This window comes from Dyadobacter sp. CY261 (assembly GCF_021440085.1).
In the GTDB taxonomy this organism is placed as follows: domain Bacteria; phylum Bacteroidota; class Bacteroidia; order Cytophagales; family Spirosomataceae; genus Dyadobacter.
This window is the reverse complement of sequence record NZ_JAKCPW010000002.1, coordinates 59,629-70,346: the sequence shown is the minus strand read 5'-3', so window position 1 is coordinate 70,346 and position 10,718 is coordinate 59,629. Positions and strand designations below refer to the sequence as shown.

11 protein-coding genes are annotated in these 10,718 nt (G+C 45.0%); 4 read left to right on the top strand and 7 right to left on the bottom strand.

All coding sequences use genetic code 11. From position 1 onward, the window contains the following. Positions 1-62: 62 nt before the first annotated feature. The 4 genes from LZD49_RS07635 (at position 63) to LZD49_RS07620 (ending at position 4,036) form a co-directional block, all read left to right on the top strand. Positions 63-539 (top strand): Lrp/AsnC family transcriptional regulator, encoded by a 477-nt coding sequence (locus LZD49_RS07635; RefSeq protein WP_234666750.1) that lies wholly within the window; start codon positions 63-65, stop codon positions 537-539. A gap of 453 nt (positions 540-992) precedes the next feature. Continuing rightward, on the top strand, positions 993-1,607 hold the full coding sequence (locus tag LZD49_RS07630; protein ID WP_234666749.1) for an RNA polymerase sigma factor: 615 nt from the start codon (positions 993-995) through the stop codon (positions 1,605-1,607). Beyond that, entirely contained in the window at positions 1,597-3,060 is a 1,464-nt protein-coding gene (locus LZD49_RS07625; protein ID WP_234666748.1) for a hypothetical protein, read from the top strand. The genes LZD49_RS07630 and LZD49_RS07625 overlap by 11 nt, the downstream gene beginning before the upstream one ends. Positions 3,061-3,151: 91 nt before the next feature. Next, positions 3,152-4,036, top strand: a complete 885-nt coding sequence (locus LZD49_RS07620; RefSeq protein WP_234666747.1) for a Ppx/GppA phosphatase family protein — start codon at positions 3,152-3,154, stop codon at positions 4,034-4,036. Positions 4,037-4,073: 37 nt separating this feature from the next. On the opposite strand, the gene LZD49_RS07615 is transcribed toward LZD49_RS07620, so the two are convergent. The 7 genes from LZD49_RS07615 to LZD49_RS07585 all read right to left on the bottom strand — a co-directional run bounded on the left by LZD49_RS07615 (position 4,074) and on the right by LZD49_RS07585 (position 10,648). Further along, the gene (locus LZD49_RS07615) at positions 4,074-4,442 is read right to left on the bottom strand and encodes an SxtJ family membrane protein (protein WP_234666746.1); all 369 of its coding nucleotides are present in this window, start codon (positions 4,440-4,442) and stop codon (positions 4,074-4,076) included. Between the two features lie 100 nt (positions 4,443-4,542). Further along, entirely contained in the window at positions 4,543-4,692 is a 150-nt protein-coding gene (locus LZD49_RS07610; protein ID WP_015812275.1) for a DUF5989 family protein, read from the bottom strand. A gap of 74 nt (positions 4,693-4,766) precedes the next feature. Further along, complete coding sequence (locus LZD49_RS07605; protein WP_234666745.1) at positions 4,767-5,888, bottom strand: SGNH/GDSL hydrolase family protein; 1,122 nt, start codon at positions 5,886-5,888, stop codon at positions 4,767-4,769. Positions 5,889-5,915: 27 nt separating this feature from the next. Continuing rightward, entirely contained in the window at positions 5,916-7,778 is a 1,863-nt protein-coding gene (locus LZD49_RS07600) for a carbamoyltransferase (RefSeq protein ID WP_234666744.1), read from the bottom strand. A 92-nt stretch (positions 7,779-7,870) separates the two neighbouring features. Then, positions 7,871-8,908: a hypothetical protein gene (locus LZD49_RS07595; protein WP_234666743.1), complete on the bottom strand. Its 1,038-nt coding sequence runs from the start codon at positions 8,906-8,908 to the stop codon at positions 7,871-7,873. 214 nt (positions 8,909-9,122) lie between these two features. Beyond that, a complete protein-coding gene (locus LZD49_RS07590; RefSeq protein ID WP_234666742.1) occupies positions 9,123-10,166 on the bottom strand; it encodes a hypothetical protein in 1,044 nt (347 codons plus the stop codon). Between the two features lie 95 nt (positions 10,167-10,261). Beyond that, positions 10,262-10,648, bottom strand: coding sequence for an acyl-CoA thioesterase (locus LZD49_RS07585; RefSeq protein ID WP_234666741.1), 387 nt, complete (start codon positions 10,646-10,648; stop codon positions 10,262-10,264). Between the last annotated feature and the right edge of the window lie 70 nt (positions 10,649-10,718).

The following is a 10,718-nucleotide window of genomic DNA, read 5'->3' as shown; positions in this document are numbered from 1 at the left end:
TTAACCCTAAATTATTTATCTATCTTCGAGGACATCTTGAAGTGAATAAAGATATTCTATCTATGCATAATCTGGACGATATCGATGCCAAAATCCTGCATTTGCTGCAACAGGACGCTACCTTGAAAACCCGCGAATTGTCGGAAAAGTTAAATCTTTCTTACACGCCTGTATATGAACGCGTGCGCCGGCTGGAAAAAGAAGGAATTATCAAAAGGTATGTCGCGCTGGTCGACCGGGAGAAGGTGGGCAAGAAGCTGATGGCCTTCTGCAACATTGCTCTGAAAGAGCATTCAAAAGTAATGGGGGAAAAATTCGTGAAAGCTGTATCGGCTATGCCGGAAGTAATGGAATGCTTCAATATCTCCGGGGATTATGATTTCTTGCTGAAAGTGGTGGTAGATGACATGTCGCAGTATCAGCAATTCCTGATGCAAAAACTGGGCTCGTTGGAAAATATCGGCAGCACGCACAGTCTTTTTGTGATGGGTGAAATCAAAAATTCGTCGGCACTGGAAATGCTATCCTCGAAAAAATAAATACGGCCCCGGAAAATCCAGCACCGTATTCCAACTCACCCCTAACAAAATTCGATTAACGCTTTCCAGGACGACGTTTCACAGGTTTTTCAATTCCTTGCTGAAAGTCCCGTCCACATTGAACAACAATATTTTAACTGAATTGTCCACCGTAATGGCGACAAATACTTTATTTTCTCCTTAAAGCCCCGTTGGCATTGAACAAAAGCCCCTCGCTGTACCTATCGACGCGCCTTAATGCCACGACGGTCTTTTTGAAATTGTCGGACCATTATCTGCCTTTACGCCCCCTCCAAAGCCCATGTTGCATGGTAAGCGCTTTTTTTTCGTTTTTTTCACATCATCAGTATTCCCGAACGCGAAAAACTTTTCGTATTTTATTGCAACAGTTTTGCGAGTAGGGACGTATTCAAATGTGAGAAATTCTATCCCTGACAACTTGAAACCCTGACCTTGCTTTTTAAAAGAAAAATATCTTTTAACGAAAACGACTTTGAGTCGGTCGTAACGGCATGTATTGCCGGGGATAACCAGGCACAGAGGCACTTATACAAACAGTTTTTTGGCTATTCAAAAAGCATATGTCTACGATATACTTCCACGATGGAGGAAGCCGAAGAGGTTTTGAATGAAGGTTTTCTAAAAGTATTTAACAACCTGGGAAAGTACGACCCCAATCACCCTTTCAAAGCCTGGCTGCGGACGATCATGGTGAACACGGCGATCAGCTATTACCGGAAGCACAAAAAGCACACCGAAGATGTGATTGCCCTTGAAGACGCGCCTTATCCTAAATTCGATGAAGACATAATAGGTCAGATCACTGCCGATGAAATACTGGAATTGATCCAACAGATCAAGCCGGTTTATAAGAATGTATTTTTGTTATACGTGGTGGATGGCTACAATCATCGTGAAATAGCAGACCTGCTGCAAATCAACGAGGCAACGGTAAGATCGCATTATGTGCGTGCCCGGGCTCGCTTGCAGCATTTGATCAAACAATATTACCCACATCTCTTCCCAAGTGATTGGGCTGTCAAGTCATTTAGAGGCAATGAAAACTAATAAATTTGAGAACACTATACGTCGCAAATTAGAGAGTATCGAACCGGACTTTCAAGAAAAGGACTGGGTCCGTATGCAAAACTACATGCAGGCCCACACACCACCCTCGTTCGTGCAACAATATGGTTCCTGGATCGGGTACGCCGCCGCCGCGTCTGTGACGTCGGTAATGGCTTATCTGTATGTCGGTCAGCTCTCGCAAAACGACCATCTGGTGCAGGATGTGAAGAGCCTGCAAAGCCAGATAGAGGTGATACGAAACCAGCCGGCGCAAATCGCTAAAACGGACACCGTTTATGTGCTGCAAGCTACGCCTGATGGGCAGAGCTTACAGGCAACGGAGCTCGCGCATGAGTTTTACCCGAAGGTGAAGCCACAACAGCCCTTGCATGTGGCCGATGAGCCTACCAACGCAATCGCGGCAGGCTTACCAAACCGCGCAGAATTCTCCTCAATTGAGAGGCCTGCCACCGCAACACCTGACAAAACCAGGCAGTCGCCGTTTGAAGCGCAACAGACCCTAGAAAATACCGCCTTTCAATCTCAATATGGTACGACGAATCAGCAAATTGGAGTAAATGCTAACTCTGTCGATACTCAGAATGTACCAGCTTCGGGCAATAGCGGTAGGACTTTTGGCAGCGATTTCCAGTTAAAAGCTATCGAGAACTTTGCTGAGATTGGCAACAGCATATCTTTGACGCGGAAAATGCAGTACGAACTCGCCAATAAGCTTTCAAACCGGCAGGTACAAAAAGCATTACTTGCTAACATGCAAATTGCCAAAGCAGCGGTTTCCGGCAAAAAGACCGAACAAGTCGCTCAAGCTGAAAGCGTAATCCCCAAATTACCACTAAAAACACCTTACAGATTCGGCGCCGGGTTTCAGGTGGAAGGAAATGGCTCGGGTAAAACTGTGTTGGGAGAAGTTATTATCAGGAAGAAATTCTCCATAGCAGCAGGCATTACCTGGCTGAAAGTGAAGCCTGCGGAATTCTTCAATGAAACCGTTTTTAGAGAAAAGAACCGCAGGGATTTCAAAACGACGCATCCGGGCGAAGTGCCGCTTATATTCAATCTGTACAATATCAAAATCGACCAGAGCATCGTGCAGATGCCACTTACTCTGGCTTTTAGAAATACGGTCAAAGATGACTGGGCGTATTACGCAAGCATGGGAACGAATATCAGGCTTTCGTCCAAAGAAATGATTTCCTTCGATTGCCGTGGTCCCAAAAACGAATTCTTCAACCAGACTATCTCTAAAAAAGGCGATACTTCCCCAATTACTTCCATGAATTTCGCACTAGGAATTGAAAAGTCATGGCATCCGATCGTCGTGCAGGCGGAAGGTTACTGGGTTAATTATTTCAAAGCAGTTACCCCCCTGAAACACAGCGCAGGCCCCGGCTTAAAGGTGAAGCTTTTATATCAGATTGGTCATCAAATGTAGTTTTTACATATGAACTTTCGCGGGCAGGTATTGAAACTTGTCCGCGAAAGTCTATTTTTGGCCTTTATTAACTCCCCTATTTAACGACCTTTTGAAATTCGCAGCCATCGATATCGGATCCAATGGTGCCCGTATGCAAATCTCATCCGTTTTGCACGACGAAGGCATTTCACGCTTTAAGAAGGTTGAATATGTTCGCTTTCCGCTTCGCCTGGGACATGATGTTTTCACACAAGGGCTCATTACCCCACAAAGCGAGGACAGGATGATGAAACTGATGCTGGCCTACCAGTTGCTGATGGAACTCCATGAGGTCGACGACTTTATGGCCTGTTCCACCTCCGCCATGCGTGAAGCCGCGAACGGTCAGGATGTCCGCGATCATATCGAACGACGCACGGGCATCCATATCCAGATCATTGATGGACAAAAAGAGGCCGAGCTCGTCAACAACGTGGTAGTACAATCTCTGGGTGAGGGTCAGTATATCCACATAGATGTTGGTGGTGGAAGTACCGAACTAAACTTGTATAAGGATAAACAGAAGATTACTGCCAAATCCTTCAAACTCGGGTCTGTACGCCTTTTGGAAGGGAAAGAATCCAAGAATTCCTGGTTGAAGATTAAGGAATGGATCAACCAAAATGTCGACTACAGTCAACCCATACAGGCAGTAGGTACTGGCGGCAATATCAATAAACTGTTCGACCTGTCATCCAAATTGACGGAGAGCTCTACCAGCCTCGAAGAAATCCAGCGGATGCGCGATTATATTGATCGATTCTCACTCGCCGACCGGATCAACAAACTGCAACTCAACCCCGACCGTGCAGACGTTATTGTACCGGCAGGTGATATTTATACCTCAGCCATGCGCTGGGCAGGCGCCAACATCATACATGTTCCGGATGTCGGGCTGAAAGATGGGATGCTTCAATTGCTTTACGATCGCGCATGTCGCAAAAAAAAGGCCTGAAAACAGGCCTTTTAGGTTTAAGTATTGCTATTTACGCCTACCAGACCTGTTCGAGATCTTTCGCCGAATATTTGTGATTACGTTCCGTAAAGACAGTATTTGAATCTTCCTTTTTCAGGTGAAGCGGGTTTTTCTTGGTTAATCTGGCAAGCAATGCAACCGGAAATAAGACAACGAAAAAGACCACCGAAAGCAGGATCTTCCCGTTTATTGCACCTAATACTTCGGCTATCTTATACCAAAGTTTGACGATCAAATCACCAAAAACAGGGATTGCAATGCTCAAAACGCCAATTGCCGCCGCCGCAATCAACAAATAAGGATATTGGGATTTAAAAATAAAGTACAGGACAACCAGCCCTGTCACGATCACAAGCTGGGCTTTGACTTTTTCAGATTCACTCATTTTAATAATTAGTATTCCTATCGGTAGCAATGCCTGTTGCAATGCTACCGAGCGAAGGTTTCAGATATGATTTGGATTGATCTGCGTTGAACTGAAAGAATCAGAACAATGTGTAGATGAAAGGTGCAACCGCCGAACCACCACCGATCACGATGAGCACACCAATAAGGAGCAGGACGATAATCACAGGAGCAAGCCACCACTTCTTGCGCTCCTTCATAAATGCAAATAAATCTGTTAAAAAATCCATTTTAATAGAATGTTTAGAAAATCAAATGTAAGACTTAATTACTTTTAATGCACAAGCTGTACATTAATAATGAGTTATCGTTTGTTGATTGCCTCGTAAAGCCTATCGGCGATCAATTGATTGAGTGTCGCGCTTCCATGACCGTCATTTTTGCCTACAACACGCTCTTTCTCCGGTATTTTCACCACTCCGTCATTGATACCAACAGTTGTTACGTTTTTTGAGCGCAAGTATTGTTCAACCGGCTTGGTATAACCAGCACTCTTGTCGACCTGGAAAAGAAATGGAATGAACACAGCGTACATTTGCGCCTTGGTGCTATCGCGATAAGCGAGCATTCCTGAAAGGTCTCTCAAATGCGCATTAAGCACTGTTGTATCAGTATATGCAGTTTGCACAAATTTTTCAAAAGTGCTGAATCCCGTGTGCGGTAATTGCCAGTAAATGAAATTCGGCAAATAAAAACGCTTCACAATTGTTGCCATCGGGCCTTTCAGATCAGCATATGGTTCCGCGCCTGTGAGCGTCAAACCCTTTTCACGGCCCACTTTTTCAATATCATTCGGGAAATATTCGAGGATAATAATGTCCGGCTTAATGGGAAAATCCTGCAAGCGCTTTACCTCATCGCGCGTATCTGCTCCTGACATTCCGAGGTTATAAATTGTGTATTTGTCGGGACCCAACTTCGCTTCGAGCATATTTGAAAAGCGCTCGTTTACATCTTTAAGCCCATGTCCCGCAGCAAATGAGTCGCCAATTACAAGGATTTTCTTTTTTCCTGGCTCATTCTGGATTTCCTTGTCGTGATACCCCAACGAGTTGACCGGCTTCCAGTATTTCTCCCACCATATCTGCGACGCTTTCGACAGCACACCTTCGTGACTTTGAGGCACATACATGAAAATGATTTCCAGGAATATGAGTACGACAATGAGCGGCGTCAAAATCGTCCCAACGTTAGCCACCAAGCCTTTGGTCTTGCTTTTCACCACGCCATAGTAAAACATGCGCAGGATCTCAATAATCAGCAAAAACCAGAACGCAAGCTTGGCCAGACGAACATGCCAGCTATCACTTTGAGGGTATCCGGGATAGTCGAACTTGATATGAAACCTGTCCGGATAAAATAGGAACACAAACAGCAGTCCAAGGAATAGAATGCGAACAATACTGGTAAAAATTTTAGATGCCATTACTTTGAGCGCTCAATGAATAGAGGGTTAGTCAAGAACGAATTCTTCCTTCCAGTTATCTTTTTCCAGCCATTCGGGCTGCTGTTTTTTGTCAAAAATATAGTTACCAACTACTAGATAGTCCATTTCGGTACGCATGAAGCAGCGATAGGCATCATTTGGTGTGCAGACGATAGGCTCGCCACGTACGTTAAAACTGGTATTTACAATCACCGCATAGCCCGTTAAAGCCTTGAATGAATCAATCAGCTCGTAGTACCGGGGATTTGTGTCTTTATGTACCGTCTGAATACGGGCAGAATAATCGATGTGGGTAATCGAAGGCAAGTCGGAACGTTCGAAATAGAGCTTTTCCCGCAAATCAAGTGAGCCATAGTCGGACGGGACCGGTTTGCGGCGACTTTCGGCAACGGGATGAACGAGCAACATGTAGGGCGAAATCCCCTCGTAATCAAAATAATCGGAACAATCCTCCGCCAATACAGAAGGAGCAAACGGCCGGAACGATTCCCGATATTTGATCTTCAGATTCAGTTTTTTCTGCATTTCTGCATTACGCGGGTCACCAAGGATACTACGCCCGCCAAGTGCACGCGGCCCAAACTCCATCCGGCCCTGAATCCAGCCTACCACATTTCCTTCTGAAAGAAGCCGGGCGGCTTCCTGCGTCAGATCTTTAAAGTTCTCATAATAGGTATAAACGGCCTTGTATTTCTTAGCGGTCAATGCAACATCCAGGTCGGAGAAAGTCGGGCCCAGATAAGAGCCGCGCATCGCGTCCGCTTTCCAGGTAATCTTTCTTTCCTGACCAAAAAAGATGTGATAAGCAGCCTGTGCCGCGCCTAACGCGCCACCGGCATCACCGGCAGCTGGCTGGATGAAAATATCTTTGAATATATTGGCTTTTTGCAGCTTACCATTTGATACACAGTTCAATGCAACACCACCAGCCATGCACAGATATTCGGCACCAGTAAGTCGTTTGGCTTCCTTCGCCATTCTCACCACCGCCTCTTCAGTAATATTCTGGATGGCAAGACCCAGATTACAATGTATTGCTTCGAGTGCATCTTCGGGCTTACGCGTTTTAAAACCGAACAATGTTTCCCATTTATGCTCATTGACCATTTTCAGGCCCGTTGCGTAATCGAAATACTCCTGATCCAGCCAAACTGACCCGTCTTCTTTCAAATCGATCAGTTCGTTGAGGATAATGTCTTCATAGCGTTTGATATCCGGCGACGACGGATTACCATAAGGCGCAAGTCCCATTAGCTTATATTCCCCCGAGTTTACACGAAAACCAAGGAAATAGGTAAATGCGGAATACAACAACCCTAGTGAATGCGGGAATCGGAGTTCTTTCAAAATACTGATGTCCTTTCCTTCACCAAGACAGATCGATGCAGTAGCCCACTCACCGACACCATCGATTGTCAGGATTGCCGATTTTTCAAAAGGAGAAGGATAGTAAGCGCTGGCAGCGTGCGACAGGTGGTGCTCAGGGAAGAGCATTTTCACCTTCTTCTTTTTATCGTAACCCAGCTTTTCCAGTTCTTCGTTGATCAGCCGTTTCAGGAACATCTTTTCCTTGATCCAGACCGGCATTGCCGTAAGAAACGAACGTACGCCCTTAGGAGCGAATGCGTAGTAGGTTTCGAGCAATCTTTCGAATTTTAGAAGCGGTTTATCGTAAAAAACGATAGCGTCGAGCTCATTAATGGATAATCCGCCGTATTCCAGACAAAATGCGACTGCATTGGAGGGGAAGCCGGGATCGTGTTTCTTACGGGTGAAGCGCTCTTCCTGAGCTGCGGCTACTATTTCACCATTGTCAATGAGAGCCGCGGCCGAGTCATGATAGAAAGCCGAGATGCCTAAAATTTTCATTAAAGCGTATTTAATTTGCTATGTTTAGTTTCCGTACCACACCGTTCAAAAGGCGTGCAAGATAAGCATTTTGGCTAATGACACCCGGTTAGCTATTCCAGTATTTTACACCGTATGATAAATTCTGCAATTTCATGGGCAAAACGCTGGGCGCCCGGTTCGCTCACATGGCAAACATCGCAGAAGAGTTTGGGGTCTTTCGGCATCTCGTTTTCCATATCGAGGAATAGCGTTTTGTGTTGTTTGGCAAGCTTACGTATAATGCTGTTGTGCACGCCAATGCCCTTTTTTGTATTCTCTGGCTTACCCCAGATCTTAACCGGCGACGCAAATCTGCATCCCGCAAAATGTTCTGAATCCTTGTCGTCGCCTGTCAGTATTACATTTTCCGGGAAATAGGACGCATAACTCAACAGGAGCAATTTATCACCACGTGATTGCGCAATCTTTATAATTCCACTGATATTACTGTGATAAGGACCGGCGGTTTTGATGTCGGAACCGAACTTTTCGAATTGCGGGTCCACTTTTTCATGACTTACATAAATCCGATGGGTCAGCTTGTCTTGGATAGCACCTACCATCTTTTGTAAAACATAAGGGATGACCGTCAGGTTTATTTCGGAACGACTTCTCAACAACTCAATGTCACGATACCACCCGATATGTGAGTAATCCTGTTTGAAATACTTAGCGGGAATATTATTGGCGCGGTTCTCATTGATTGCTTCATAATAGATCACCAAATCGAACCGTTTGTCGTCCAGCAGGTTGTATTTTAAAAGAATATCCCTCGATGTCTGGCCTGCCGACGCTATATTGTAAAAGGCGTAGCGATTTCCCTTGCCGTAATGCTTTTGCAGAATTGTATCTAATCGGCTCTCCATGTGCGACCATGGCGTACTAACCACTGAACCGCCCAGGATCAACACATTTTTTACGTCGCCGTTTCGCTTAATTTCTTTTTCCCGGACTTCCTTCATGTTGTCGTAAAACGCGGAATACAGGTAGTCGGAGGGCCGGAAGAAGGGATAGCCGAAAAACAAAAGACCAATACGGAGCAGGATTTCGGTTAACAATAACAAAAACACGGCAAAAATGCCCGGAAAGAGAAAGTAACGTGATTTCAAAGTGACGTGATTTCATTGTACATCGATACGCATAGCGCCCGGAAATACTAATATAACTGTCCAAAAAAATCTTTATATTATTAAATTATCTTTCGGCTGAAAAAACTTTCCAAAGGTATTGTTACAGAAGCCTGGCTTCGCTTAAGATTCTTATCCAATGCAACGAAGGTAAAAATACCTGTCACTGCCTCTTCCCGTCGATTTTCAACACGCGCTATTCCAGCAATTTCTGTTGTATGATAAATCCCGAAATCTCATGTGCCAAACGTTTTGCCCCAGGTCCGCTCAAATGACAAACATCGCAAAACAGTTTTTGGTCTTTCGGCATTAGATGCTCCAGGTCAAGAAATAACGTGTTGTACTTGCTAACCAGCTCTCTTAAAACCCGGTTATGTACGTCTACACCTTTTTTGACGTTCTCCGGCCTGCCCCACATCACGACCGGCGTAGCGACAAATCTGTTGCATCCTGCAAAATGTTCCATATCCTTTTCTTCACCGGTCAGCACGACGTTTTCGGGAAAAAAAGATGCATAGCTCATTAGCAAAAGTTTGTCACCCCGCTTTTTGGCAGTGGCTATAATCTCCTCTAAATTTCGCCGATAGGTTTCTTTCGTCTTGATATCCGAACCATATTGCGCGAACTGTGGGTCGACCTCCCCATGGCTAATGTATACGCGATGTTCCAGGCGGTCTTTAACATTGCCTATCACCTTATCGAGCAAATACGGTATTACGGTAATATTGATCTCCGGATGAGCTTGCAGAAGGTAGATATCGCGATACCAGCGCATGTGCGAGTAGTCCTGGCGAAAGTCTTTTGCCGGAACATTGTTAGCCCTGTTTTCGTTAATCGCCTCATAGTATAGTACGAGGTCAAAGCGTTTGTCTTCTAATAAACTGTATTTCACAGCATTGTCCCTGGAAGTATGGCCGGCATCTGCTACGTTATAAAAAGCAAATCGTGCCCTTTTTCCATAATGCTTTTGCAGGATCGTGTCCAGCCTGCTTTCCATATGCGTCCAAGCTGAACTTACCACCGAACCGCCCAGGATCAACACATTTTTCACGTCGCCCCCTCGCCGGATTTCTTTTTTACGGACATCTTGCATATTATGATAAAATCCCGAATAAAGGTGATCGGAGGGCCGGAGGAAAGAATAGCCGAAAAACAAAAGACCGATACGAAGCAGGATTTCGGTTAACAATAACAAAAACACGGCAAAAATGCCCGAAAAGAGAAAGTAACGTGAGTTCATTGTACAGGATACGCGTAGTGCCGGGAAACGCTAAATATAACTGTCCAAAAAAATCTTTTTATCTTTCGGTTGAAAAAACTTTTCTAACGGTATTATTACGGTAAAATTCGGGTTGGCTTTTGATTTTCATCCAATGCAACGAAGGTAAAAATACCCGTCACCGCCTTCTCCCGGCTCTCCTCATACATTTTCTCGACAAAAATGTCCACCCGTACCTTCATACTGGTATTGCCAACAGTTTCAACCCGTCCCACCAGCTCGATAATAGTACCGGCCGGGATCGGATGTGTAAAATCAATGCGGTCGGATGAAACGGTCACGCAGCGCAATCTCGAGAAACGCGTTGCGGCGATAAATGCGACTTCATCCATCATCGATAGCGCCGTCCCTCCGAAAAGCGTGTCGTAGTGATTGGTGTTGTTAGGAAAGACAGTTTTGAAAACCCGGGTTTCCGATAGGGTTATTTTTTCTTCGAGTGTCAAAATGAGTTCTTGCGATTGATTTGGTGCCCGCAAAATTACTTCATTGATCAATATTTCACGGGAAATGCCG

What these genes read in the sequence shown, in the direction of transcription:
- LZD49_RS07615 (WP_234666746.1), bottom strand. Translation starts at nt 4,442, where the DNA reads ATGAGTGAATCTGAAAAAGTCAAAGCCCAGCTTGTGATCGTGACAGGG.
- LZD49_RS07600 (WP_234666744.1), bottom strand. Translation starts at nt 7,778, where the DNA reads ATGAAAATTTTAGGCATCTCGGCTTTCTATCATGACTCGGCCGCGGCT.
- LZD49_RS07610 (WP_015812275.1), bottom strand. Translation starts at nt 4,692, where the DNA reads ATGGATTTTTTAACAGATTTATTTGCATTTATGAAGGAGCGCAAGAAG.
- LZD49_RS07605 (WP_234666745.1), bottom strand. Translation starts at nt 5,888, where the DNA reads ATGGCATCTAAAATTTTTACCAGTATTGTTCGCATTCTATTCCTTGGA.
- LZD49_RS07625 (WP_234666748.1), top strand. Translation starts at nt 1,597, where the DNA reads ATGAAAACTAATAAATTTGAGAACACTATACGTCGCAAATTAGAGAGT.
- LZD49_RS07635 (WP_234666750.1), top strand. Translation starts at nt 63, where the DNA reads ATGCATAATCTGGACGATATCGATGCCAAAATCCTGCATTTGCTGCAA.
- LZD49_RS07590 (WP_234666742.1), bottom strand. Translation starts at nt 10,166, where the DNA reads ATGAACTCACGTTACTTTCTCTTTTCGGGCATTTTTGCCGTGTTTTTG.